Raw genomic sequence first — 25751 nt, forward strand, 5'->3', positions numbered from 1 at the left:
GTCTGATGTTCGCTCAATAGAAAAAGCCCGCAGCGACGGCGGGCTTTTTCTCATACAGCGTCTGCAGCCTTAAATCGGGCGGCTACCGTATTTGTTGTCAGGCTTCTTGGGCGGATCGGCGACCACGTTGGCCTCCACTTCCTGCACCTTGCCACCACGCGCCAGGAACTCTTCCATGGCACGCGCCAGAGCATCGCGCTCTTTGTTCTTGGCTTCTACGCTAGGCAGTTCATCGACCGAGACAGCGGCCTTGGCCTTGCCTTTTGCGGGTGCTGCCGGAACGTCGGAATCGTCTGGCTCGGCTGCGTCGTCTTCCGGGGAGGCTGCTGCAAGCTCCTCACCGTCTTCGCCTTCCAGGTCGTCTACCAGGTCGTCGTTAGTATCGTCGTCGTCGCTCATGTTCTACCTCATGACTTGCGAAAGCTGATTAGTTATAGCCCAACCGCCCGGAAATGCTAAGGCGATCGGAAAAATTCCATAACCGCTGACTCCAGCGGTTATATCCACTCACCCTGAAGGGTGGCGAGGACGTTACGAGACCCACCAGCGTCTCGATGTTCGCCCAGGTAAATACCTTGCCAGGTGCCCAGCGCCAGTCGCCCTGCCGTCACCGGCAGAACCAACTGGCAGCCCAGCAGACTGGCCTTGAAATGCGCTGGCAAGTCATCAGGGCCTTCGTCGTCATGTTCGTAGCCGTCCACGCCCTGGGGCACCAGACGGTTGAAAAAACGCTCAAAGTCACGACGTACCGCCGGATCGGCATTTTCGTTGATGGTCAACGAAGCCGAGGTATGTTGCAGCCATACATGCAGTAGCCCGACACGACAATCGCGCAACGGGGGCAAACCCGCGACTATTTCGTCAGTCACCAGATGGAACCCGCGGGGCCTGGCCCGCAAGGCAATTCTGGATTGATGCCACATACCGTTCTCCGCACCTTCGGCGCGCATTCTAACTCGACTGAGAAAAAAGCAAAGCGCGCAATAAACCGGCTTCCCTGCAAGTTGACGAAGACTGTCGATACATCGTTACCTGCGCTGCGTCACGGTGCCGAAATCATTGACGCGGGCAAAGTCAATGACAGCAAAAATCCGCGGTATATCCGCAAACGTCAGACAAAAAAAATGCCCGGAGACCGGGCATTCTTTTTTGCATCTGCGGCTGCTTACAAGTTGTAGCCACGCTCGTTGTGTTGCGCAAGGTCCAGACCGACAGACTCTTCCTCGTCGGTAACCCGCAGACCCATTACAGCATCCAGGACTTTAAGGATGATGAAGGTCACGATCGCGGTGTAGACGACGGTGAACGCGACGCCCTTGAACTGAATCCAGACCTGGGCACCGATGTCAGTCACAGTGCCGAAGCCGCCCAGTGCAGGTGCTGCGAACACGCCGGTCAGGATCGCGCCGACGATACCGCCGATACCGTGAACGCCGAACGCATCCAGGGAGTCGTCGTAGCCAAGCTTGCGCTTGAGGCTGGTAGCGCAGAAGAAGCAGATCACGCCTGCCGCCAGACCGATGATCAGAGCGCCCATCGGGCCGACTGTACCGGCAGCCGGGGTAATAGCGACCAGACCGGCAACCACGCCCGACGCGATGCCCAGAGCGCTTGGCTTGCCGTGGGTCAGCCACTCGGCGAACATCCAGCCCAGTGCGGCGGCAGCGGTAGCGATTTGAGTCACCAGCATCGCCATACCGGCAGTGCCGTTGGCCGCAGCGGCGGAACCGGCGTTGAAACCGAACCAGCCGACCCAGAGCATTGCTGCGCCGATCAGGGTGTAACCCAGATTGTGCGGAGCCATCGGCGTGGTCGGGAAGCCTTTACGCTTGCCCAGTACCAGGCAGGCCACCAGACCTGCTACACCGGCGTTGATGTGCACCACGGTGCCACCAGCGAAGTCGAGAACGCCCCAGTCCCACATCAGGCCACCGACGCCACCCCAGACCATGTGGGCGATTGGCGCGTAGACCAGAGTGAACCAGATACCCATGAACACCAGCATTGCGGAGAACTTCATGCGTTCTGCGAAAGCGCCGACAATCAGGGCAGGGGTAATGATCGCGAAGGTCATCTGGAAGGTGACGAACACCGCCTCAGGGAACAACGCAGCAGGACCGGTAATGCTTGCTGGCGTGATGCCTGCCAGGAACGCTTTACCCATACCGCCAAAGAAGGAATTGAAGTTGACGACGCCCGCTTCCATGCCGGTTGTATCGAACGCAATGCTGTAGCCGTACACGACCCACAGGATGCTGATCAGACCGGTGATGGCGAAACACTGCATCATCACGGACAGAATATTCTTCGAGCGAACCATACCGCCGTAGAACAGGGCGAGACCGGGGATGGTCATGAACAGGACCAGAGCGGTCGAGGTCAGCATCCATGCAGTGTCGCCAGAGTTCAGCACCGGCTCGGCCACTGGGTCAGCCGCCAGGGCAAGACCAGGTAATGCGAGGGACAACAGGGCACCGAGCCCTGCGAATTGACGCAGAGTCATATTGTTTTCTCCTGGGGCGTTGGGTTTGGCGGCTTAAATAGCGTCTGTATCGGTCTCGCCGGTACGGATGCGAATGGCCTGTTCCAGATTGACCACAAAAATCTTGCCGTCACCGATCTTGCCGGTGTTGGCGGCCTTGGTTATGGCTTCGATGACACGATCCAGATCCTTGTCATCAATGGCGACATCGATCTTCACTTTGGGAAGGAAGTCGACGACGTATTCAGCACCGCGATAAAGCTCAGTGTGACCCTTCTGACGCCCGAAGCCTTTGACTTCAGTGACGGTGATGCCCTGCACGCCGATTTCAGACAACGACTCGCGAACGTCATCCAGTTTGAACGGCTTGATGATGGCAGTGACTAGCTTCATGAAAACTTTCTCCCGAATTTGGTGGACTTGCCCCAGGAAAACAAACCCGACTCAAGTCTAAGCGCAGTGCCTGGCTTTGTAACGTGTCGGCCGCCTGATCAGGCCAGGCCAACTCCAGAAAACCGCTTCTGACGAAACACTTCCCCGCTCCGCCTGCCGCACTGCATTCGTCACAGCGACTGCATCAGTGCATGGGTCATAAGCCACTAAGCAGAAAGCTTGCCATCTCGTGAATATTCATTGAATACAGGCTCTTGGGCAGGTTTTGCCGGGTCAAACCGGCTTCGCGACCAAGGTAATGCACACTAATGGTGCTCATGTGCACGCCGCAGCGCTCCATAAGCGTGCGACTCGCCCCGTCAAATTGACTATAGACACTGCGTGTTACACTGCCGGCTTCTGATTCAGGAAAATCATCATGCTCGCGCCCAAAGCCTTTCTTGACGCCCTCAGCGGCCACGCTTCCCGTCTTTTCAACGGCGAAACGCCAGTACCCCGCAGCGAATTCGAAGCCCAGTTCAAGGCCCTGCTGCAAAGCGGCTTCAGCAAACTGGACCTGGTCAGCCGTGAAGAATTCGATAGCCAGATGGCCGTCCTTGCCCGCACCCGCGCCCGCCTGGAAGCGCTGGAGGCCAAGATGGCCGAGCTGGAAGAAAAGGCTGGCGGTGTTGAAAAGGACGAGTAATTCCTGGCCTGATATCTTCGCCGGTCGTCAGACCATTGCGATCAGGCGATCTCGCTTCTGATCGCTTGTACCACCATGCTCGACAATCGCTCGGTCAGAGGATTGGGATTCGCCTCGTGCCTGTGCAACGTCAGGGCTATCGAAGGCAGAGCGGGCAAACCCCGGTCTTCGATATTCAGAAGCTCAGTGCCCGATTGAAGACCAAGAGCCGTTCTGATGGTGTAGCCCAATCCAGCCTCGGTGGCCGCAGACAGACCATTGAGACTTGAGCTGGTAAAGGAAAGATGCCAAGGGATCCCGGCAAGGTTCAATGCGTCAGTGGCCTTTGAATGGAAGGGACAAGGCGCATCAAATGCAATCACAGGAAGTGGGTTGCCTGACTCGACACGCCAGTCCAGATACCGGTGTGACGATCCGATCCATTGCATGGGCAGCTCTACGATCGTTTCTTGATACCCATTCTTTTTTACACCCCCCCACGCCACCGCAAGATCGAGAGAACCATTTTCGATGCGGTTCAACAGATCTGCATTACGTGCAATACGTGCCTCGACTCGAACATCGGGGTGGGCTCTGGCGAATCGTCCAAGCACTGTCGGCAGGAAACTGCCCAGGTCTTCCTGAAGCCCGAGGCGTACCCAGCCTTTGAGTTTGAGCTCCGACACTGCCGTTATGGTCTCGTCGTTAAGGCTCAAGAGGCGCTTGGAATAGTTAAGTAACACCTCCCCGGTGTCCGTCAACGCCAGCTTGCGTCCGGCTTTCTTGAAGAGTGGAGAGCCTGCCTGAGCTTCCAGTTTTTTCAATTGGGCACTAATGGCTGACGTAGAGCGGGCAAGTTTCTGCGCGGCCTTGGCAAAACTGCCCAATTCGACCCCTGTTACAAAACTGCGCATGACATCCAAATCGAAATTCACCGGTCTCATAACAATCCTGCTTTTTGGGACGAACACGCAAAATAATTTGATATTCGAGACGATACTCTCATGAGAATCTTGCGACCCACAACCAATTAAATAGTGGGATTCTTATGACTGTCGATAACGGTCACCGTTGGAAAGTGCTTGGCGTCGGCGTGGCCGCCAATGCGAGCTTTTCAAGCGTCGTAGGGGGGCTGCCCGCGACGGCGGTCTATATGCGTGCCACCTACCAGTTGGATAACAGCGAGCTGGGGCTTGTACTCGGCGTTTTAGGATTGGGTATCGCCATCAGCGAGATCCCGTGGGGGCTGCTGACTGACCGCTGGGGAGACCGTCCCGTACTGCTGACTGGCCTGCTCAGTTCGGGGATTGCATTGCTGATATTGGCCATGCTGGCCTCTTACGCACCGACGGTCGTATTGCTGGCGTTGGGCCTGTTCGTAGTGGGCCTGCTTGGCAGCAGCGTCAACGGAGCCAGTGGGCGAGCGATCATGGCCTGGTTCAAAGAGGGTGAACGGGGGTTGGCCATGAGCATTCGCCAGACGGCCGTTCCGGGCGGTTACGCCTTGGGGGCCATCGTGCTGCCCTATCTCGCTTATACCTACGGGTTTGTAGAGGTCTTTACTGCATCAGCCTTGTTCTGCCTGATAGCGGCGTTGTTCGCCGGGTTCTGGCTCTTTGAACCCGACTTCTCCAGCAGCGCTGCAAAAAAACAGAGCATGGAGACAAGTGCGAGCCCGGTTATGACAGCCAGGTTATACGTCAGTACTGCGACCGCTACGGCATGCAGCCGGTGATTCCGCTGCGCAAGATGCATCGCAAGCCTCGACCCGGCCTGCCTCGGCTGTTTGACAGGCCTCAGTACAAAAAACGCAACGTTATTGAGCGGGTGTTCAGCTGGCTTAAGGAAAAACGTCGGATCTTTATGCGTTACGACAAACTGGCCAGCAGCTTTAAAGCCATGGTCACACTGGCCTGCATCGAAAAATGCTTGCGGGCTGACTTTTCAGACAAACCCTAGCAGCCTGGCCAAGTGTATCGTAAAGATATCCCGGCCAGCCTCGATGATAAAGCAACGGTCTGAAGCTGTTTTGTGTTGGGGCTGTCCTGTCCTGGGCCGGTACCGGCCTAGATGTAGCGGTTTGCAATCGAAAACGGCCGTGCTCGCAATCAGCGCACTTTTCGGCTCAGATTAACTGCGACTGACGCAGTCCTCTGGCTCACATTAGCTGCGAATGAAAATGAGCGAAGCAGATCGGCAAGTCAGCCGCGAGCATTTTTTCGTGCAGCTCAAGCGCAGGCGGATGAACACGTTAGTGAGCAGCGTTTTGACCTGATTGGCCTAGCGTCGAATTGCTCCAACAGATCATTTATGCGGAAGCAATGACAAATCAGGATGGCCATATGTCCACATCAGCGTGGAGCTTCTTGAGCGACATATCCGCCAGTTTTGAATCTTTCTTCGGAACCCACAAGCGCTGATGACCACATACTAGGCCATGTACGAAAAGTCCATGGGGTTCATGCAAGGCAAAAAAGGCGAGGAAGCGGATTCTACGGATTGTATGAGTATTCCGAGCTTGTTTTTAACGCAGCATCACGGATGCGCAGCCACTTTTCGTACAGGGCTTTAGGTGACGCAATGCCGTTGCTCATCTGAAATCAGTGAGAAGAGAAGGATCAATGGCAGTTACCAAAGCAGTCTTCACCAAGGGGTCGATGTTGCGGCATGTAGTATTCATGACCAGCACCAGTGCGACCAGCCTGCTGTCGATCTTTCTGATCGAAGTGCTGACCGTGGTTTACATCGCGATGCTGCGTGACGACAGTTTGCTGGCTGCGTTCGCTGTAGCCAAAACCCTGATGTTTTTCCTCATTTCGATGATCCTGGGCATCGCCGTGGCGGTCTCGACAACGGTTTCGAGAAGCCTGGGCAGCGGCGTGCCGGATCAAGCTAGACGCCTCGCCAGTAGTGGTGTGCTGCTTGGCAGCATGGCTACCGTTTGTGGTGCTGCGCTTGAGCTGGTAGTTCTCGACCAAGCCATCCGCATGTTGGGCGCAGAGGGCAACAGTTTTACAGCGGCGCGTGAGTATCTGTGGCTAACCCTTCCGGCTTCGGTGCTGGTCGCTGTCGAGCAGCTGTGCGTGCAGATACTGCGCAGTGCAGGCTTCGGCAAACAGGCGATGTGGACCCTGCTGACGGCGACGGCCGCCGTTGCCATCGCAGATCCGCTGCTTATTTTGGTGTTCGATCTGGGCCTGGTGGGGGCTGGCATCGCCTACCTGATATCGAGCCTGATATCGGCCTGTCTGGGGTTTTACTACGTTCACCGAGTCGCCCATCTGACCTGTCGGGTCAGCCTGAAGAACCTGTCAGGTGACATCAGAAATATCGGGCGAACCGCCTTGCCAGCGGTGATTGGCAACCTGGCGACTCCAGTGGGCATGGCATACGTAATGGCTGCGATGGCGCCGTTCGGGTCTCAGGCGCTGGCGACTATCGGGGTGATCGATAGGGTTATTCAGGTTGCTTTTTGTGTCGTGTTCGCCTTGCCCGGTGCGCTGATCCCTATACTGGGGCAAAACCTGGGCGCAATGAACACTGCTCGCGTGTCGCAAGCCATAAAGATAACGTACGGATTGTTGATCGCCTACGGCTCAGTGACCTCGCTGTTACTCATTCTGCTCGCTGAGCCATTAGCCAGCTTGTTTCATGTCGCCGGTGAAGGTCTGGTCGTGTTCTTCGCGTTCTGTCGATGGGGTGGCGTCCTCTGGACGCTGATTGGGCTGCAATTTATTGCCACCTCAGTCTTCCTCAGTATGGGGCGACCTGCGTACGTCACACTGTTCGGCTGGCTGCGCGCCAGCCTGGGAACCATGCCGTTCGTGTGGTACGGGGCACATAAATTTGGCAGCGTCGGGGTAATGCTCGGGCAGTTGATGGGTAACACCATAGTGGCCTTTTGTGCCTGCTGGCTCGCGCATCTGCTCATGAAAAAGATGTTGGACATCGAAATTCATTCAATAGGGAACCGATCCCTCCACCGGGGTAACTCATAGTCCACGTTTTGCCTCCCCTAGCCTGGCTGTCGGGGGGTGAGCAGGATGTGCAGAAAATCAAAAAAACAGACTATAGAGGACTCGCATGACTGCCTACGATGTAGAAAAGGAATGGAGAAGAATTTCCAATACTGCCGCTAAGACCCACCAGAACAATGATTTTGAAGGTTTCACCTACCAGGACTTCAGAACACATGTACCGATCATGGACAAGGAAGGCTTCACGGCGCAGACCGAACGCTGTCTGGAACGCAACGAGCGAAACTGCCTGATCGGCTTTACCAGTGGCACCAGCGGCAACCTCAAGCGCTGTTATTACTACTACGACTGCGAAGTCGATGAAGATAGCTCACGCTCCAACGTCTTCCGCAGCAACGGCTTTATTCAACCCGGTGATCGCTGCGCCAACCTGTTCACAATCAACCTGTTTTCTGCCCTGAACAATATCACCACCATGATGGCCGGCAACTGCGGTGCGCATGTAGTGTCGGTGGGCGACATTACCCTGCTGACCAAGAGTCACTTTGAGGCACTCAACTCGATCAAGCTCAACGTACTGCTTGGCGTACCATCGACCATCCTGCAGTTCATCGATGCCATGCAACAGCACGGCGTGCACATTGACATCGAAAAGGTCGTCTTCAATGGCGAAGGCCTGAAAACCTTCCAGAAGAAAATCATCAGGGAAGCCTTTGGCGAACAGGTTTCCATTGTCGGTGTGTATGGCAGTTCCGAGGGCGGCATTCTGGGTTTCACCAACAGCCCGTGCCACACGGAATATGAGTTTCTGTCCGACAAGTATTTCATCGAAAAAGAAGGCGACAGCATCCTCATCACCTCGCTGACCCGAGAGAACTTCACGCCGCTGCTGAGGTATCGCCTAGGAGACACCGCAACCCTTTCGATGAAAGGCGACAAGCTCTACCTGACAGATATCCAGCGGGAGGACATGAGCTTCAACTTCATGGGCAACCTCATCGGGCTGGGCATCATTCAGCAAGCCATTAAACAGACACTGGGCCGATCGCTGGAAATGCAGGTCCACCTGTCAGTGACCGAAGCGCGCAAGGAGCTGGTGACCGTTTTCGTTCAGGCCTCCGAAGTCGATGAAGACGAACGCGCCAGAATCGAAACAGCCATCGCTGATATCCCCGACATCAACGAGGCGTATCAGAAAGACCAAGGCAGCGTGTCGGTCCTGCGCAAGGATGCCAGAGACTACGCCGTCTCGGAGCGAGGCAAAATGCTCTACATCATCGACCGCCGAAACTGAATGGCTGATGTGAACGAGTGAGTAGCTGCACCGGCGGGGCCTTTGGCGGTGTCGGGGCAGTTTTTTAGAGGGTTCATGTATAGGAATTTCAATAATTCCTATACAGGGTAATCCTCCTAAAAAGCACCCTCTGTGTGATGCCAACGTGGCGTCGATGTCGGCAAAAAGCTTTTTTCACCCATCACCCACGCCGAAAAATGGATTGAAAGCGACTTTTCTGTACCTTTTCCAGATTTTGGACGCACCTCTCCCGTATCAGGCCGGCACGTACCTCAATTGCGCGATGCTGTGGGCATTTTTGACCAGGCTGTTACCGCTGATGCAGAATTGACCCATGTGACGACTTGGCGTTGCCCCATAAGTATTCAGCCCAAAGTCAGACCTGCTAACGCTTTACGGAGTAGAAGCTTGGGTCAGCGAAATTTCGACACATGGGTCAATTCTGCATCAGCGGCAACAAGCAATGGAACTGAAAACCAACGTAAGGCATGGTTAGAGTTTGCTAATCCCCTCAGATTGCGGGGATTAGCGAACTTTGATTTTCTGAACGAGTTTATGGCACCGCTTTTCAGGGTGATATCACCTGTCGTGGCGCTCGCTGAAGCGGTATCATAAAACGTGGTTTTATCGTATTGGCTAGGCTGCATTAGGGGGGACGGACAGGCTGGGCTTAAGTGCACTTTCTGTTACGTTGTTCCCCAAGCCCCCGACAATACAATATTAGACGTCAGCCCAGCGAAGCTTCAGGTAGTCGACCACCTGCTGAGTCTGTGAGGCCCGCAGAAACATATGTCGAAATAACATGCACCCGGAAATCTCAGTCAGAGAATCATTCAGGTCAAGCTGACGGGTAATTTCAGGCACGCCCCCCTCGACAGTCCAGTCGGGCTCGGTTTCTGATGCCGTTCCCACTTTATACAGAGCCATACCAATATATAACGCTGTGCCAGTTCCGCTGACGGTATCCGCCCACCACTGTGTGATGACATCATAACGCGCAACCTCACGAGCAAACGGCCAGTATACCTGCGGGGCGATATAATCAATGATGCCGTCAATGACCCATTTCCGTGTGTCTGCATACGCAAAATCGTAATTAGACGCACCGGCCCGCGTATCAGACCCTAGCGGGTCGTCAGATTTATTCCGCCAGACGCCTGCCGGGCTGACGCCAAACAAGACATCCGCTTTTACGGCGGCTATTTTTTTATGGCATGTATCAACCAGCGAATAAGTGTTATTCCGCCGCCAGTCGGCCTTCGTGGTAAAGTTCGTATTGTATTTCTGATAGGTGGCATCATCCTGCAGCAGGGAATCCGCGGTTTCATAATAAAAATAATCATCGAACTGAATCGCATCAACATCGTATTTGGTGACAATTTCTTCAACAATACTACCAACCCACGCTTGAACTTCAGGTATGCCGGGATTGAGAACAAAGCGGTTCGCTGCGGCCCCAGTCCACTCAGGATGCGTATTAAACACGCTGGCTGGCGAGTCAGATGATGAGTTATTCAGTTCTTCCATTGTGCCATCGCTGGCGCTCATCGATATGCGGTACGGGTTCACCCATGCGTGCAGCTCAATATTACGAGCATGCGCCTGCTCAACAGCATAAGCCAGTGGGTCGAAGCCGGGATTTTTTCCGAGCGTACCCGTCAGGTACTTCGACCATGGAAGCAGATCTGATGCGTAGAATGCATCTGCGCAGGGAACAACCTGGAATATGACGGCATTCATTTTCATTGCCACAATCTCATCAAGAATGCCGGTCAATTCTTCTTTCTGTTTACTGACACGTGCAGCCTCATCAGTGATGGCCACAGATGAGACTGACGGCCAGTCAAGATTCGTAACTGTCGCGACCCAAGTCGCCTTGAGGTTTTTGTTCGCAGTTGCCATTGTGGTTTCTCCTTTGTACAGGGTTCTGAGTGAACGAAGAACGCCTGCTCTCACAGGCGTTCTTCAGGCATCGTATGGGAGCGGCGTGTCAGCTCAGTTGCACGTCTTTCATCGCAGGAATATAACCGTAGTCATATTCTTCCTGCACGAACGAGCGATCCCCCTTCAACAGGATTCTCACCGTCGGCGCTTCGGTCCCGCCGATACGATAATCCTCGCCTTCGGTGGGCACGCTGTCGATGAAAGAAGTTACCAGACCGTTCGGCATGACGCAGTGCGAATACGTCTGGAAAGGCTGCTCGGGCGGATTACCGAGCACAAGGCCGGAAGCGTTCATTGGCCGGTACGGACCAAACAAATGTTCGCCGACAAAGCCGTACACCCCGTCTGGCCCTGTAATACCATCGGCATACGTGAACTTGTGACTGATGGTGAACAAGTAATACTTGCCGTCTTGAAAAACATAGTGCGGGCGCTCTGTCTGATCGTTCACGCCGACGGCCGTCACCAATGGCGGAAGTATTTCCCACTCTTCGCCACTGAGATCTTTTGCAACCGCCAGACCGATACAACCCACCTGGAATCTGGCACCCCTCACGTCTTCATGACCCGGCGGCACAGGGCCAAGTTCGGCAGCCCCTACTGTGTGCGAGCCGCGTTCACCGGCGACATTGCCTTCAAACACCATGTACAACTTGCCGTCATTGGGATCAATGAACGGACTGGGATCGCGAAAGTTCCAGCTCGAGTTCTGCGCTTCGGTTTGATAATACGTTCCATCGGCCTCGAACAGTTTTTTGACCTGGGTAAAGTCTTTCAACTCCACGCCCTGATCGGACGTCACAATACGGCCACGTACTTTGGCGATCGCTGCGCCGGGTGTGACGCAGGTGTAATAAAGATCAATATCGCCTTTGTCATTCAACAGTATGGGTGTGCCCGCCCACTCTCGCGTCGTGGGCGATACCCCCTCGGCCATTACACGGCCACCAAAGATCCAGTCCTTGCCGGTACGCGAGTACCAGTAGCACATGCGTGCGCGGCCATGACGATCTTCCCAGTCACGCTTGATGTCATAACGGCCATTGGCGTCGAGATATTGCGGATCATCGGGGTGACGGTCAGCCGTCAGGGTCAGGATGACCGACCAGCCGTTGACCGAAACCACCGTGCCATCCAGCTCGCGCAGCGGCATGGTGTCCCAGATGAATACCGTATCACTCATGACCGGAAAGTCTGGACTGACCAGTGGCTGCGTGGTGGTCGGGTCATTTTCATTGACCTTCAGCGCGTCGGCGCGGGCCCAGACAGTGGGTGCGTAGTTGATGTTACCTACTAGAGGACTATTTTTGAGCTGGCTTACAGCAGAGCTGCTATTGGACATAATTGATACCTTTAAATAGCTTTGAGAGGCAGCAGCGACGCTGCTGTACCTCTGTCGCTCAAAGGCGATGACTCAAGGCTCACGGCCTTCACATGATTCAACGTCCCGCAGCGGGAGCACTTGACCTGGAGTTCGGTGTAGTCACCGATGCGAGCCAGCAGCTTCTTGCACTGCCCGCATCGGTAGTCTTTCAAAATTTGCATTGGTCTCCTTGTGCTTCGCCCAATAAAAAACCCCGCCTGGGCGGGGTTTGGGGGATCGCAATTTACTGGTTGGCGCTGTTTAAAAGCCCGTGTCCGGCGGCTGCCCTGAGGCGCAAATCGCATATCGTGGAACCTTTTTACCCCCCTCCGGAAAGGCTGGAAAGGGGCTGTTTCGGAGTAGGTCGAGTTTGGCCGGAGTTCAACACGAGTTCGACCGCAGTTGCGCAATTGACCCGGATAAACGGTACGAGACAGCGCTTTTATTGAGGGCGCTTCAGAAAAAGGAATTTCCTATGAAAGTGCTATGACTAATCGAAAATTTGGGTAGCTAGGAAAGACTGGAGGACACCCTGCCCCTTCATCCCAACCATGTGCATTTGCTCTACGGCCATGTGGTTGCACCTAAAGCGCTGGTGGCCAGTTCGCTGCGGATGAAGCCCGACCACCTGTTTCTGGCAGAGCTGACGGGCGATGAGGCGTGGCACTACATTGAAATGCAAAACACCGGTACCGGAGGCACCGTATGTACGGCGCACGCCAACGATGCCGAAGCAGGATTCGCTCGGGTGTGCGGCTTGATCAAGCAGTCACCGATCGGCATCGGCCTGGACTATAGCTACATCGAGCGCCTGGTACGGACCACATTCGACGTGGTGGTGTACATGGAAAACACCTACATCGAGGAAGTGCATTACGAACCCGAACACAAGCTGGCCTTGCTCAATGGCCAGCGTCAACGAGCTGCCTAGGAGAACGCCATGTGGTGGAAAGTCTCGTTATCGATAGTGGTCATGATGGTCGTGTGTTTTGTGATCGGGCTGTACGCAGGGGGGCGCTGTTTCTGCACCTGACTCAAGGTCACTTCGCGGGCTTGTCCTGGGACACACTGTGGGAGGCCCGCAAACTACCCTGGAACGACCGGCGGATGCTGTACGTGCCTTGGTCGTGGTGTGTGACGGCCGCCCTGACGTTCCTGCCAGTCGGCATCACGCTGATGGCCATTTTCATGCGCTTGAAGCCCAAGACCTCGCTGCACGGTGATGCCCGCTTTGCCAACAACCGCGAGCTGCGCCAGTTCGAGTATCAAGGCGAGTACAAGAACACCAGCAAGTAGGCATTGCACCCGCATCTCTCCTGATACTCCCGCATTTTCAAACCATTCCAATGCACCACCACGCAGACGGCTATCGGCCGCCTGGGGCCGAGCGGTGTCCGGAAGCACCTTGCAGGAAATTCTCAATGGAGAATCAGAAGGACACCTGGGCAACACTTGTCGGGTCGAAAATCCTAATGCGCAGTGGATGAGTGGAACAAAAAGTAGAAAAGCAGCCACTCATACCGCTGGCAGTTTGCTTAAAGGGCTGCTGATACTAGTTCTAAAATTTCCCGATACGAAAAACAGGAGAGGTTCGTGAGTACAAATAAGAAAGGTATTGATCTATCTCATTTTCAAGGTGATGTTGACTTTAAAAAAGTTTCTGAGGCTGGCATTGAGTACGCTTTTATCAAAGCAACAGAAGGCGCTACCGTACAGGATGCAAAATATACCACGTATCGTACGGACGCTAGAGTCGTTGGAATAAAAACGGGGGCATATCATTACTTTCGAGCACTCAGTAGCTCGCCGGAAGCACAACGAGATAACATCGTTAGTACACTTACTGCTGCTGGCTTCGATGCATCAACTGAGTTTTTTGCCATTGATGCGGAGCTCGAAGGCAACGAAAAAGCCACGCCGGACGAAATGGCTGATAATCTTCATAAATTGCTAACTTTATTGGAGAGTGAAAAAATTTTACAAGGAAAAAGACCTTTTATATATTGCGATAATAATTTCTGGGCAAATCATATTTCAGGGGATAAGTATGCCTTTAGTGAATACCCTCTGTGGATCGCTAATTGGAATGTTAGTGAACCTAGGATTCCCGCTACATGGAAGACAGCAGGTAAAAGCTGGTCAATTTGGCAGCACAGTAATAAAGGTCGCATCGACGGCATTGAGGTTGATGTAGATCTTAACTGGGTCCGTATTTGATCCAGTGATTTTGTAATTGGGCTAAGCGCTAATGACATTAACTGCATCGCAGCTGGTAGCCTATTGAAAGCACGTTTATCGTCCAACAAACTATAGGGTGTTGGACGATAACGCCGAAGACAAGCCTGCTACAGTTAATGTGAGCCCGAGTGATCCTTCAGTCGTAGATAATCTGAGCCAAAAAGCGTGCTGATTGCGACCCGTTACAGGTAGTCATTACGCACGCATCGCCCCCCTGATATCCCCACCAGTGTGAGCATTCTCAGGTTGTAGATGGACATATGAACCTCTAAGGACGCAGGGGCAGAATGCGGGTGGAGCCGTTGATACTGAACAGTGCGCGGGAGTCATCCAGGCTGTTGAGCTGCCAGTTGCTGCGGCCATATCGCCGGGGCGTATGAGGTTCAGTGGGCTCAGTTGAGTGCTGCCAGGCGGGGCGACTGACAAGAAACGCTCACCACCGCGATATTCCAAACCCACGACCGAAAAGGGCGGAGGTGCCACCGCTTTGACTGAAGGGCAAATATCTGAGTTCATCCAGTATCACCAAGTCTGTGCGAAGCAGTGCCTGACCACGGTGCAGTTGCCGTACTACGAGATCGGTCGTAATGCTGCCCGGCACTTGATAGAAAGCCTCGAAGTCTCGGGAGCCCAGCCGAGTCCAGCCAGTGGATTGTCCGCTGGTGGTCAGGGAATCGTTATGAGCGACTTGCAAGGGATAGATCACGCATCAACGCTGAGCACTTACTGCTTGTATAGCGGTCGTTGAGATTCAACCAGACGAACGACGAACCACAACAAAAAAAGCGCCCCTCAGGTCGCTTCCTTTGTTGTTTCAGTGAGTAACGGGATTACCGCGGCATGTTATCGAGTTCGCCCCACGCCATATCACGCACAGCATCGCTGAAGCTGCGCTCACCTTCGAGGGCAACGCGGTTTGCCTGGTCCAGGCGCTTGGCAGTAGCGTCCATTGCTTGCCGCTCGCCGAGCAAGTCGGCGCGCAGCCGCTGCAGCAATGATGTGGTCTGTTGAAGCTCCATCGCGCTCTCTTCGCTATCCATACCGCCCTCCTGAGCACCGCTTTCACGTTGCATCAGCAACGCTTCCCGACGAGCAACCAGGTCATTCACTTGTGATGAGATCCTGTTAAGTTCAAGTCCTGTTGCCGTGCCGGCTTTCACCCCTCTGTCAGCCAGTATTTCCATGGCATATCCGAGCGAACTCCGACTTTTTTCAACACTGAGCACTTGGTCCAAAGCCGAAGTTTCCTTCTGCGTGGTCTGCTTGCCGGGTATCGAGTAGACCTCTTGGCTAGCTTTGCGCATGGCATTTACAGCTTGATCCAGTGCCTGATGATTTCGTTTGAGCGACGCAAATGCCCACCCCACACGCTCTCCATCGGCGTTGCGGTCATCAATTTCAGGCGCTGGCAATTCAGGAATGCGCAAAAGCAGCCGGTCTATATACGCGGACGCCATCCCATAAGCCTGCTGGAACGAACCGATAGCATTCGCCTCACGTTCATGCGCCGAATTCATAAGCTCAACTCTGCCCTCAAGTTGTCTCCACGCGTCATTCGTTGTCAGCGCAGCAGCCTCTCCTGGGGTGCGCATCGGCGTCTCTTTACGTGGCGATGGAGGGCCATACGGAACTTCACCGGCCTGAGTTCTCTGCCCCAGAGCCTGAATACCGGATTGCTGTAATGCGCGTAACGGCGATTGCAGCGCTCTGCTTCCTGCTTCCAGCACCTCGATACCTTGCAAACCGTCATAAAGACCGTATCGGAACTGGATTTCTGCCTCGAACAATTGATGCGATGTCGCGCCAGTGGCCGAAACGTTCAGCAGCGGCAGCCCTATTCTTGAAGTCACGGGGTTTTCATCGGTGTTATGCACGGCGATCGCCGCCAGCCGGTACAGGTCAGGTGTGTTTTTGATCTTGTCCAGAACGCCGCGCCAATTCAGTTCGCTTGCTGAGGAGCCCGGCAAACCCAGCGCACGTGCCGACGCCTGCTGCTCGCGCGCCAGTAGCGCGTCATTGATGGCGAACCTCGCCTGCGGACGCATCTCGAACACGTATCGCACCTGATTGATGTTGGGCAACGACTGGAAACAGCGCATGACCTGATCAAGGCCAGGTGTTTTGCGACGCAGTTCCGCCATGTCGTTCAGTTTGCTGCCAAGCCCTATATGGCCGATGGCGTGAAAGACTACGGTTTCTAGCGATTCACGCCCGAACAGGTTGAACTCCACCCGCGCTCCGGGAATTGCGCGGGCATGATGCTGGACGGCGCTTTGTTCCTGCTGACGCAATTGATGCAGCATCTCCACTACCGAGGCGCGATCAATTTCGGAGCTCGCCTGCCACACACTGTTGCCTGCGTTCGACATCTCTCGGGCCGCATCAAGGCGCTGACGGCGCAATGCATTTCCATCCAGGGCACCACCGGCTTCAACGTTACGCGCCTTCGAACTTTGTATACGGTCAATCATCTGATTGATTGTCGCGATACGCTCGCTGGGGCTGGTCGAATAAGCGAGCGCACCCAACTCCCCGATATTGTCAGGAAAGGCGCTGGCCAGACGCTGACGCATCTGGCTCCACTCGTTGGCCGTAATGGGCTTGGCGACTTGCGTATCGAAGGTGCGTTTATAGCTGGCCGTCGACAGGAAGGGGCCGCGGCGCTTATCGTCCACCACGCTATCGGTCGGCAGTTGCACATCGCTTGACGCAACGCGGATGCCGGCGAGCTGCAGGTTACCGTTTCCAGTAGACGCATTTATCAACTTTTGAGGGCGATCGCCGAGCGCTGAAGAGAGCGCGCCTCCCAGATTCAAGTTGCTGTTGAACTCCAGATTGAAATCCGTGCGCCCCTGAAATTCCAGGCCGATAATCTCTGCCCAGGCGTGATCCAGGTGCAACTCCATTTGTCCCCAGTGCGCGCCAGCCTGCACCGTCGCGCCTACCGACAGCGCCCCCGACGCGGTACTGCGTCGGTTGTCGGCGCCGGATGCAGCAGCATCTGCCGACGGTTTCTGTGGTCCATATTTCTGGCTCAGGCTAAACGGCGATACGCTGACGTTTGCCCCCACCGAGCCATTCAAATTGGTTTCGAACAGATCCAGACCAATCGAACCACCGTTCACGCCAGTGCGCAGGATCTGAGTACTATCGGGGTGATTGACGTCGAATAACAGCCGCACGAAATCAGAGATCGTCGAAGGCGCGATAATCACGGCGGCGCCTTGACCATGCTGGTATGCCCCGGAAATACCCAGGTTGGCGGAGCCTCCCCACGTTGAGTTCATCGAGCGACCCGGCCGCGAATCAAGAACACGGCCACCAGTGCCAAGGCCTGGCTTGAAGTCGATTCCGACCCCTGACGTCGCTGATACGGAGGCCTTGGCGTGGCGCACAAAAAACGCGACCAACCCGGCATCGCCGTCCTTGCCGTCACCGATGCGCTCCACGCCGAGTACCTGAAGCGCCTCGCCAGTTATGCCGACGCTAAACGCATTAAGATGTTTCCAGTCGGCGCCCCCCAACGACCCGCGAATTTCCAGACCGCGCGACTGCGTCGAGAAAAAGGTACTCCTGTTGAACAGATCTAGGAGTAAATCGGACATACGCGCGGCCATTTCGTCCGGCGCGGCATCGGGCGGCAAGCCAAGATTTTTGAGCAACTGGGTGCGGCGTGCCGAGCCCGGCAACGATATCTGTTCGCGAAACGTCGTCACCACATCATCGAAGGCCGCTAATTGAACCCAAGAAGACAGACCGAGTTTGCACAACCCCGGAAGCCTGGCATCTTGCTGAAGCCTCTCCGCCATTTCCAGCGCCTGCGTATCGGTGCTGGTCAACAGCGCATCATAGTCCACCAAACCCGCCATCAACCCTGATGTTCGCAAGCCGTGTGGCGCATGGCTGCTGGCACTGTCAGCGCTTCCATCATCCGCCGGCAAGCGTACGCCAGCACGCATCATTTTTTCGCTGACCTCGCACAAGACGCTCAACAGCTCAGCCTCACGTTCGCCCATACGATCAGCGTGCAGCGCCGCGCCACCCGCCAAGGCTTTAATACTCTGGTTCAGGTTCGGCAAAATATCTTCTGATCTGGACAAGCCGACCGAAGACAGCGCTTTATTCACTTGCGAATGCTGCCGCCGCCATAGCTCGGCCAGCCGGAACGTTGGCGTAGAGGTGGTAGACGTCAGATCGCCAGCACTCTCGCCGTCCCCCATATCGCCCATGATCACGCCTTCATGGAAGCCTATCTTGCGCAAGTCGCGTAACAGCGCTTCCAGCTTCTCTTCCCGCAGGTTCAACAAGCGTTGCGTTTGCTGATGTGACAGCCCGAACTTTTCTCCGTCGGACGGTCCTACGGCTGAAGCGACGCGTACTTGCGCGAGCGTCGGCAACTGTTCGAACAGCGTTTTACCTGACGTATACGCCTGCTTCGCCTCATAATGGAAACTGGCCAGACGCCTCTCCTGGGTTGTCGGCGGCAGTACGACGCCAAGCTTGTGCGCCATTGCCCGCATCGTGTTTTTCGTCACTCCGCCCAACACATCTCTCGCCAATGCGCCAACCTGAGCGCGCGTCGTATCAACCACTGCCTGTACGCTCGACGTCATCGTCAACGGGTTGTTCGCTGCTGTCCCCATCAGCGTCGTAACCGCAGATGCATCATGATGCGGTGTGCTGATACGACTGGCTTGCTGCTGGTTGACGCGGGCGTTGGTGCCTGCAAGAAAGTTCTCCGACGGCAGTTCGTCTGCCTCCGGTTCGGGCTTTACGCGTGCTGGCAAGGGACGATTGTCGTGCGACGTCATCGCAGGCAGCAACGTGTGCCAGTTATCACCCAGCTGCAATTGTATTTGCCCAGTTCGAGTGGCGCGAAGATTCGAAGGGTGATCAATCCCCGGCAGAATTATCGGCACCGGCTCCCAGTCATCTTTCGCGCTCAAACGTTTCAACTGAGGTCGCTGGTTATGAGGATGATGCAACACGAGCAACTGATCGTTGAGCCCTATGGCGAGGGCGATGGGGCGCTGCATCAGGGGAAGTCGGCGGGCTTTGCCATCCGCGTCGGCGGCGATCAGCAGACCTGATTCCATCAGCGCGACGCTCTGGCGATTGCTGTGAACCGCCAGCGCCTGCACTGGCTCGTCAAACTGCGCGATAAGCCTGGAGCGTAACTCCACTGTATCCGGGATAACCGCCAAAGGTCCCCCCGCAGGATGACGCGGCAGTTCGGCATCAGTCGGCAACCAAGAGGTACGGCCCTCCAGTTTCAGTTCGACGACCTGCCGTGCATCCCCCAATAAAGCAAAAACCGGTTTCCTGTCGACAAATCCCAACGCAGAGGAATAGAGAGCGGTCACCCCCGTCAGTTGTTCGCCGCCCGGCTGTCTTAACCGCTCCCATGGCTGGTCAGGAGCCGGTTGATAATGCAGCACGCCGTCGATATGCCCCACCTGAGCATGACCATCAAGCTGAACGTGCGACTGCACAGCGGTCTCCGACGGAACATGCAGCCCCTCGGTGTAGAGCAGCAGCAACGGGCGATCCAGCAGATACGCCGGCCGAAACAGCACCTCGTTCTGCGCTCGCTGCAAGCTCATGCGCCGCCCGTTTTGATCCTGCAACATGAGATGAACAGTGTTGTCCCTGGACAACCCCATGGCGGTCACGGCCCAACCTTTGCCCTGCGCAAAATCGCCAGGTAATTTCAGCCGGTGGGCTTCAACAGGCCCGGTGCCTTTCAGATCGGCCTGATAAATACGTCCTTTATCATCGAGGATCAGCGCAGCGTTGCCGCGCGGCAATGGCAGTAAATCAACGGGGCGGGCCGGACTCTGCTCGACCCCCAGGCCGCTGGCTTCTGGCCGCAAAAGCTCGACAGGACGGGAAATGCCATTTGAATGAACCGCGCCCTCATGCAGCCATTGCACCTCGCGACCGGCGCCAATGCGCACCGCCGCGCCTTCGGGAAGCCGTTCGGTCGGCACGGACTCGGCAGACGTGTCGGTTGCGCGCCAGAGTTGCCTGCCGTTGTGTAGATAGACATCGCCATCAGCCTGCAAACCAATCATCCGCAGGGGCTCTCGGGGATCCGCGCCAGGCAGCGTCAATGACGTCCAGCGCTCTTTCATATTTGCGGTATGAACCACACCGCCGCGCTCTATGTATGCTCGATCATGGGAGGACTGCCAGACTCCTGTTAATAATCCTATCGGCGGTTCGGCAAGCCGGGCAGCCACAGCATCGGCAGTTATTTCTCCGCTGATGCCGTATTCAATGTCAGGGTGGACCGTCAAAACGGCCATCAACATGCCTGGTACGGATGTGAAAAACGCCTCATTACGCGGCGCTAGCGGCTCGTGATGCATGGCGGTATAGCGCACTAGCTTGCCATTGTTATCAAGGCTGGTTTCGCTTTGAACCGACGGTCGCTTTGCCAGCCAGGCATTAATGACGCTCACCCCATCTGTATGACTTCTGATACGAACATGCCTTCCGCGTTGCGACGGCACCGCTTGCAGTCCGAGCACCTGACTATTCAAACTTTCATGAGCCCGATTTCGCATGCCGCCCTTGTGAGACGACGGGCTTTCATCAACCAAGGGCAATGGTTCAGGTAGCTGAGGCGGGCTGTTAGCAGGCGAGACACTGTCTGCATGATGAGGGAGAGGGTTGGCAGTAAATCCGGAAGAGGTAACCTTTACCATCGTTATTATTAAACTCCTGTATATAAAATATATATCCTGTTTATTACCCACGAAGAACCAACGGCATCATGCCGAATAGGAGGTGGTCTACATCTCCATTACAAGCTTGTGACTGGAATACTATGGGCTCTACCGATTAGAGCCTTCTTCGTTGCGGTAATAAACGACAGTAACTGAGTGGCTGTGCAGCCAGATCGGTTCCCACGACCGTCATCAAAATGTCACAAACGAGTCCGGCCTTACCATCACTCCGGCGTGTTCTCTTTGGCAAGGCAGGGCGAATCGCCCAGGGACTGCTTCGCACATATCTGGTGATACTTGATGAACTGGGGTATTTGCCTTTATGCCAAAGCGGTGGCGCACTGCTATTTCACCTGCTGTCCAAGCTGTACGAACACACCAGCGTGGTCATCACCACTATGGACAGTGTTAGGCAAGCAGTGCCCATAGCGATGGCCTTTAGGCATGACTTGAAGGCTATTCAGGCAAGGGAGTGAAAGCTTAATTTATTTTGTCTACACCATCTTAGTTATACGAGACACCCCTTCAGATGCAATTATCTTAACGAGGTCTTCACGAGTACTGACTACTGGATTACTTATGAAGTTTCTTACCCAACGATACAGATACTCGACGTAGCCAACAAATCTCTCTGCATGGGACAAGACAGCGTGGCGATCGTTATCTGACAGTCCAATTGCCATCCAAGAAATAATTAAATTATTCGTATGTGAGTCTGAATTAATTATTGCACGATGTGGGTCGTCGATTAAATTTCCTTGCAGGATATTCCATAAAAATTCCGTAGTGCCTTTTTGCAAACAGTTTTGCGAGAAAGAGATCAGTAGCGTGTCAGGAACAACCAAATCAAGTACCAAGTTTAATCCCGAGTCCGTGATTAACTCAAACTGAGTACCTGTCTGGGTCGGAGCGGGTAACCGCAGGTCTTCGGCCAACGATTTAATTACCTTGGTAAAGTTATTGATATTCATAGTACCTCAAAACGTAGATAAAGCAGAGCAGGACAGTCCGTTGATACGGGTTATTAAGTTTACCTATAGAAGAGTAGGTGGTTCGCCGCTCTTTTTCAGTTCCATTGCAACGAGTAAAATCTTCAATCAGGTGTCGCTGAGTGAGTTGCATCTCGATGTCCAAGAAACACTGGCGGTATGCAGTCTATATCACGGTGGAGGCTTGCTGGGTCGCTCGATACATGCGGGGTTATCCGGGTTCAAGGGCAATGGCTCAAAAGTACGGTAAGCGGTTACTTCAGTTACCACGCGGTACCACGGACGCGAACTTACTGGTCGCATCTGGTGTGACCGACAATAGATAGGAAAAGAGGAATAATTAAGCGCGCTGCGATTAAAACGTTGGTCTTTTTCATCGCACTCCCATCCAATCTACTGGTTGCTCGGCGAAGCGGCAGTGATGTTTAAAATGGCAAGCATGGGAGCGAAATCAAGAGCTAAGCTGGCAGATGACTTTGGCCTTGGCATCATTGGACTCTTCATTGTCGTACCTGCAACCTTAATCGGCACAGTGATCACAGCATCGTTTTTTGGTGGAAAATGAGTCCCCGCGGGAGGAGCTAAATGCTTAACAAACCATCCAGCAGCCTCAGAAGGTCTACCAGATGCCTAAACAGACGAACTTTACGTCCACGACCTATGGCTAAATGACCGACACCAACTGCCGCCAGGAAAAGAATGACCATGACCGAAGAAGAAATGCGTCAAGCATTGTTTGGCTCGGGCGGGCCAACAGTGCGCTTAGCCGCTCCACAAGCTCATCCAAATACAGGCAACAACCAATCTGCGAAAGCCGCCGCCAAGCGAAAGATGGCCAGGAATTTCGTACCAAAGCTCGTGGTAATGTTACGTGTAGGTAACGAGTATGAAGGCACGACGGAGTTGATCACACACGAAGCCGACACGCTCAGCCGCCTTCAGGCTGAAGTAGATGCAATGAAGATTGCACGCAAGAAATACAGGTACGTGGAGCTGGTATCGGTCAAGCCCGCCAATTAAATCTGTTAATTTATACAGGCAGTGAGTCAGTCTTTTACTTTGACGGTCGTTGAATCCTCAGGCCGCTGGCCGCGCCGGTCGTAGAGGCGGGTGGTACTGATGTTCGCGTACCCCAGCCACATCTGCACCTTCGATATCGGCGTCATGCTCCAGAGCATTGGTCGCCGCCGTTGCTCGCAAACCATGCACACCCAACCGCTCGACCTCGATGCCTGCCACGCGTGCCCACTGCGCAACAATGGTGTAAAGACCATTCCCAGTGGCACCGGTGCCGGTGGTTGTGCCACGCATCGAGCGAAAAAGCGGACCTGGCACGGCAGCACGTTCAACATCCTTTCCAGGTACGCATAAATGCGCTCAGCTGCCAATGGATAAAGGTGCAGAAAGCGGGTCTTGCTGCCTTTGCCATGCACCCGCAGGTGCTTGATGCCACGTCGCTCCTACAGATCGCCGGTCTTCAGTTGCGGCGCTTTTTGTAGGTTTTCGAAATTAATGCGACTAAAATTCCTCCATCGAACTGAGCGAAGCGGATGGCAAACTCTACGGCCGTGGCACTGCGGACATGAAAGGCTACATTGCCTGCGTGCTGGCGCTGGTTCCGGCGTTGACCCAGGCATCGCTGCACATGCCGGTGCATATCGCGCTGTCCTACGACGAGGAAGTGGGTTGCCTGGGCGTACGCTCGTTACTGGCATCGCTGCGGGCGCGGCCGGTGAAGCCGATGCTGTGTGTGATCGGCGAACCCACGGAGTTGCAGCCGGTGCTCGGCCACAAGGGCAAGGTCGCGGTGCGCTGCGATGTACAGGGTGCTTCGGCCCACGCGCCCAGTGGCGTCAACGCCATTGAGTATGCGGCGCAGTTGATCGGTGAACTGGGTCGCCTGGGCGAAGCATTACGGGCAGCTGATGCCCTTGACGAGCGCTTTGATCCGCCGTTTTCGACCATTCAGACTGGCGTGATCAGCGGCGGCACGGCGTTGAACATCGTGCCCGAACAGTGTCGTTTCGATTTCGAAGTGCGTGCGCTCCCCACCCTGGACCCGCAGCAGATCGTTACTGCCCTGCACGCCTACGCCGCGCAAAAACTGTTGCCGGCCATGCAGGCGGTCAGTGCCCGGAGCGAGATTCGCTTCACTGAATTGTCGAGCTATCCGGGACTGGATATTCCCCTGCACAGCCAGGCGGCGGAATTGATTGCCGGTTTTTGCGGCTCCCGGGCGTTCGGCACGGTTGCCTTCGGAACCGAAGGCGGGTTGTTCGACCAGTCAGGCATCCCGGCAGTGGTCTGCGGACCGGGCAGCATGGAGCAGGGGCACAAGCCGGACGAGTTCATCAGCGTCGAGCAACTTGACGCCTGTGACGAGATGCTCAAACGTGTACTGGCGTTCGCGTCGCAGCCATGAATCGCCCCTGATTTCAGTGATACAGTTGCGCGCCGAAATACGCTAACGTCTCGGCGCGCCAGTCATGGACTGGCCACTCTTCCCGGCTATTCGAACGTTCTATGGATGGAAGCATGACTGACAAACGTCCCCTTACTCGCTGGTCCCTGGCCGCAACTCTATTGCTGTGTGTTGGCACTTCGGCGTTCGCTCAGGACACGGCACTGCATTCCGGCAAGTACGAGCAGTTGATGCTGGCCGTGACGCCTGATCATCAAGTCGAGGGTTATTACTCGGAGACGCGTGGCGAGGCATTCAGCTGTGCGTTCTATCTGCAAGGCAAGGTCGAGGCCGGGAAGGGCGCAGCGGTGTCGTCCTGGCTTGATGACGTCTACCCAGGAACACTGAAGGCCTCGGCTGATGGCGTGGTTCTGACGATAGAGCAAGGCCGGCAGCACCCTGGCTGCATGAACGTGTTGGTACCGGACATCGCCACCGGCATGGATCTGACCCGGACCGCCAGCAAGCAGTGGGTAGGTCTGGTGACCGTCACCGCGGACAAGGCCTGGCTGCAAAAAACACCGAATGCCAAAGCCACCCGAGGCGCCTATATCGTCAAGGATGACGTTGTCGGGGTTCTGGCATTCAAGGATGGCGCGGCTCAGGTCGAGTTCATCAATGCCAATGATCGCTCGTTTACCGGGTGGATCAGTCAGGACCAATATGCGCGTTTGGCCGCGCCCGGACGCTGATTGCAGACAGCACCAGACACGTTGGCGAACTTGGCCCACTCCCGATTAAGTGGGCTGCAAAGGCGGCTACCACGTCCAGGCTTTTTCGGTGAATTCCGCAGTTGGGGGGTAGTACGGTGTGTAGGAAGTTCAGGTACTTGTTGAACAATACCTCGTTCTGAAAACGGGCCTCGAAGCCGAGCGTGATGTCGGAGCGGTGCGTGATGATCATGAGGCGTTTGCGGTCAATCGTGACAAAGTTGTACTCGACCCAGGGCAGGCTTTGTTCATGGTGAATGGGGTTTTCCCAGTTTAGTAGCTTGACGGCTGCGACACAGGCGATGGCTGCCGGACCGATCAGGAAGAGCAGTGAGCCGGTGAGCGCGGCTATGAAAATGAATATCAGGATGACGGCTATTGCAATGCCCTTGAAGAAGGACGAGGCGAAGTCAGGGTAGTGGAGGTAGTACTCCAAGTGGGCATAGTTGTTTTTTATGGTGTAGTTGTAGATGGTTTTTTGGCGGATGAGCAGGCCTATGAAGTA

General features: G+C 55.1%; 18 protein-coding genes and 9 pseudogenes. 13 read left to right on the forward strand and 14 right to left on the reverse strand.

The features are described 5' to 3' along the window. Positions 1 to 69: 69 nt before the first annotated feature. The 5 genes from sutA to RYA97_RS16520 all read right to left on the reverse strand — a co-directional run bounded on the left by sutA (position 70) and on the right by RYA97_RS16520 (position 3194). Positions 70 to 399: a transcriptional regulator SutA gene (gene sutA / locus RYA97_RS16500; protein ID WP_002555811.1), complete on the reverse strand. Its 330-nt coding sequence runs from the start codon at positions 397 to 399 to the stop codon at positions 70 to 72. Positions 400 to 497: 98 nt separating this feature from the next. Next, positions 498 to 923 (reverse strand): secondary thiamine-phosphate synthase enzyme YjbQ, encoded by a 426-nt coding sequence (locus RYA97_RS16505; protein ID WP_002555810.1) that lies wholly within the window; start codon positions 921 to 923, stop codon positions 498 to 500. 242 nt (positions 924 to 1165) lie between these two features. After that, a complete protein-coding gene (locus tag RYA97_RS16510; protein WP_004663188.1) occupies positions 1166 to 2503 on the reverse strand; it encodes an ammonium transporter in 1338 nt (445 codons plus the stop codon). 33 nt (positions 2504 to 2536) lie between these two features. After that, on the reverse strand, positions 2537 to 2875 hold the full coding sequence (glnK, locus tag RYA97_RS16515) for a P-II family nitrogen regulator (protein WP_002555808.1): 339 nt from the start codon (positions 2873 to 2875) through the stop codon (positions 2537 to 2539). 196 nt (positions 2876 to 3071) lie between these two features. Continuing rightward, positions 3072 to 3194, reverse strand: a complete 123-nt coding sequence (locus tag RYA97_RS16520) for a hypothetical protein (RefSeq protein WP_255872753.1) — start codon at positions 3192 to 3194, stop codon at positions 3072 to 3074. 99 nt (positions 3195 to 3293) lie between these two features. Here RYA97_RS16520 and RYA97_RS16525 point away from each other — a divergent pair, with 99 nt between their 5' ends. Continuing rightward, positions 3294 to 3560 (forward strand): accessory factor UbiK family protein, encoded by a 267-nt coding sequence (locus RYA97_RS16525; protein WP_044295750.1) that lies wholly within the window; start codon positions 3294 to 3296, stop codon positions 3558 to 3560. 41 nt (positions 3561 to 3601) lie between these two features. On the opposite strand, the gene RYA97_RS16530 is transcribed toward RYA97_RS16525, so the two are convergent. Continuing rightward, the gene (locus RYA97_RS16530; RefSeq protein WP_005743179.1) at positions 3602 to 4483 is read right to left on the reverse strand and encodes a LysR substrate-binding domain-containing protein; all 882 of its coding nucleotides are present in this window, start codon (positions 4481 to 4483) and stop codon (positions 3602 to 3604) included. 104 nt (positions 4484 to 4587) lie between these two features. Between RYA97_RS16530 and RYA97_RS16535 the strand changes: the two genes are divergently transcribed. The 4 genes and pseudogenes from RYA97_RS16535 to RYA97_RS16550 all read left to right on the forward strand — a co-directional run bounded on the left by RYA97_RS16535 (position 4588) and on the right by RYA97_RS16550 (position 8810). Then, complete coding sequence (locus RYA97_RS16535; RefSeq protein ID WP_117140722.1) at positions 4588 to 5274, forward strand: MFS transporter; 687 nt, start codon at positions 4588 to 4590, stop codon at positions 5272 to 5274. After that, positions 5211 to 5498: pseudogene (locus tag RYA97_RS16540) on the forward strand (transposase); the annotation flags it as partial. The gene RYA97_RS16535 and the pseudogene RYA97_RS16540, both read left to right, overlap by 64 nt. A gap of 662 nt (positions 5499 to 6160) precedes the next feature. Continuing rightward, a complete protein-coding gene (locus RYA97_RS16545; RefSeq protein WP_005782319.1) occupies positions 6161 to 7537 on the forward strand; it encodes an MATE family efflux transporter in 1377 nt (458 codons plus the stop codon). A gap of 85 nt (positions 7538 to 7622) precedes the next feature. Continuing rightward, a complete protein-coding gene (locus RYA97_RS16550; RefSeq protein ID WP_005782317.1) occupies positions 7623 to 8810 on the forward strand; it encodes an AMP-binding protein in 1188 nt (395 codons plus the stop codon). A gap of 720 nt (positions 8811 to 9530) precedes the next feature. On the opposite strand, the gene RYA97_RS16555 is transcribed toward RYA97_RS16550, so the two are convergent. The 3 genes from RYA97_RS16555 to RYA97_RS16565 all read right to left on the reverse strand — a co-directional run bounded on the left by RYA97_RS16555 (position 9531) and on the right by RYA97_RS16565 (position 12299). Beyond that, complete coding sequence (locus tag RYA97_RS16555; RefSeq protein WP_054078656.1) at positions 9531 to 10712, reverse strand: glycoside hydrolase family 10 protein; 1182 nt, start codon at positions 10710 to 10712, stop codon at positions 9531 to 9533. Positions 10713 to 10800: 88 nt separating this feature from the next. Beyond that, on the reverse strand, positions 10801 to 12096 hold the full coding sequence (locus RYA97_RS16560; protein ID WP_005782315.1) for a glycoside hydrolase family 68 protein: 1296 nt from the start codon (positions 12094 to 12096) through the stop codon (positions 10801 to 10803). 11 nt (positions 12097 to 12107) lie between these two features. Continuing rightward, a complete protein-coding gene (locus tag RYA97_RS16565) occupies positions 12108 to 12299 on the reverse strand; it encodes a Com family DNA-binding transcriptional regulator (protein WP_005782312.1) in 192 nt (63 codons plus the stop codon). Between the two features lie 332 nt (positions 12300 to 12631). On the opposite strand from RYA97_RS16565, the pseudogene RYA97_RS16570 reads away from it, so the two are divergent. From RYA97_RS16570 to RYA97_RS16580, 3 genes and pseudogenes are all read left to right on the forward strand, one after another. After that, positions 12632 to 13048 (forward strand): annotated as a pseudogene (locus RYA97_RS16570) (ATPase, T2SS/T4P/T4SS family); the annotation flags it as partial. A gap of 9 nt (positions 13049 to 13057) precedes the next feature. Then, a pseudogene (locus tag RYA97_RS16575) lies at positions 13058 to 13413 on the forward strand (hypothetical protein). Positions 13414 to 13710: 297 nt separating this feature from the next. Continuing rightward, positions 13711 to 14334: a glycoside hydrolase family 25 protein gene (locus RYA97_RS16580; protein ID WP_005782307.1), complete on the forward strand. Its 624-nt coding sequence runs from the start codon at positions 13711 to 13713 to the stop codon at positions 14332 to 14334. A 289-nt stretch (positions 14335 to 14623) separates the two neighbouring features. Here the strand turns inward: RYA97_RS16580 and RYA97_RS16585 are convergent. Further along, positions 14624 to 14841, reverse strand: a pseudogene (locus RYA97_RS16585) (hypothetical protein); the annotation flags it as partial. A 61-nt stretch (positions 14842 to 14902) separates the two neighbouring features. Between RYA97_RS16585 and RYA97_RS16590 the strand changes: the two are divergent. Next, positions 14903 to 15038, forward strand: a pseudogene (locus RYA97_RS16590) (transcriptional regulator); the annotation flags it as partial. Between the two features lie 147 nt (positions 15039 to 15185). Here the strand turns inward: RYA97_RS16590 and RYA97_RS16595 are convergent. After that, positions 15186 to 20924 (reverse strand): hypothetical protein, encoded by a 5739-nt coding sequence (locus RYA97_RS16595; RefSeq protein WP_046832886.1) that lies wholly within the window; start codon positions 20922 to 20924, stop codon positions 15186 to 15188. Between the two features lie 407 nt (positions 20925 to 21331). Here RYA97_RS16595 and RYA97_RS16600 point away from each other — a divergent pair. Continuing rightward, positions 21332 to 21484: pseudogene (locus tag RYA97_RS16600) on the forward strand (ATP-binding protein); the annotation flags it as partial. A 96-nt stretch (positions 21485 to 21580) separates the two neighbouring features. On the opposite strand, the gene RYA97_RS16605 reads toward RYA97_RS16600, so the two are convergent. Continuing rightward, positions 21581 to 22057 (reverse strand): hypothetical protein, encoded by a 477-nt coding sequence (locus tag RYA97_RS16605; RefSeq protein ID WP_005782302.1) that lies wholly within the window; start codon positions 22055 to 22057, stop codon positions 21581 to 21583. A gap of 717 nt (positions 22058 to 22774) precedes the next feature. Between RYA97_RS16605 and RYA97_RS16610 the strand changes: the two genes are divergently transcribed. Further along, positions 22775 to 23095 carry a hypothetical protein gene (locus RYA97_RS16610; protein ID WP_004662327.1) on the forward strand — a complete coding sequence of 107 codons (321 nt, stop codon included), beginning with the start codon at positions 22775 to 22777 and terminating at the stop codon, positions 23093 to 23095. A gap of 26 nt (positions 23096 to 23121) precedes the next feature. On the opposite strand, the pseudogene RYA97_RS16615 reads toward RYA97_RS16610, so the two are convergent. Beyond that, positions 23122 to 23571, reverse strand: a pseudogene (locus RYA97_RS16615) (tyrosine-type recombinase/integrase); the annotation flags it as partial. Positions 23572 to 23612: 41 nt separating this feature from the next. Between RYA97_RS16615 and RYA97_RS16620 the strand changes: the two are divergent. Next, positions 23613 to 24497, forward strand: a pseudogene (locus RYA97_RS16620) (acetylornithine deacetylase); the annotation flags it as partial. 113 nt (positions 24498 to 24610) lie between these two features. After that, positions 24611 to 25228, forward strand: a complete 618-nt coding sequence (locus tag RYA97_RS16625) for a hypothetical protein (RefSeq protein ID WP_005782295.1) — start codon at positions 24611 to 24613, stop codon at positions 25226 to 25228. A gap of 66 nt (positions 25229 to 25294) precedes the next feature. On the opposite strand, the pseudogene RYA97_RS16630 reads toward RYA97_RS16625, so the two are convergent. Next, a pseudogene (locus RYA97_RS16630) lies at positions 25295 to 25751 on the reverse strand (permease); the annotation flags it as partial.

It is taken from the genome of Pseudomonas syringae group sp. 26L6, from assembly GCF_032587815.1.
In the GTDB taxonomy this organism is placed as follows: Bacteria; Pseudomonadota; Gammaproteobacteria; order Pseudomonadales; family Pseudomonadaceae; genus Aquipseudomonas; species Aquipseudomonas amygdali.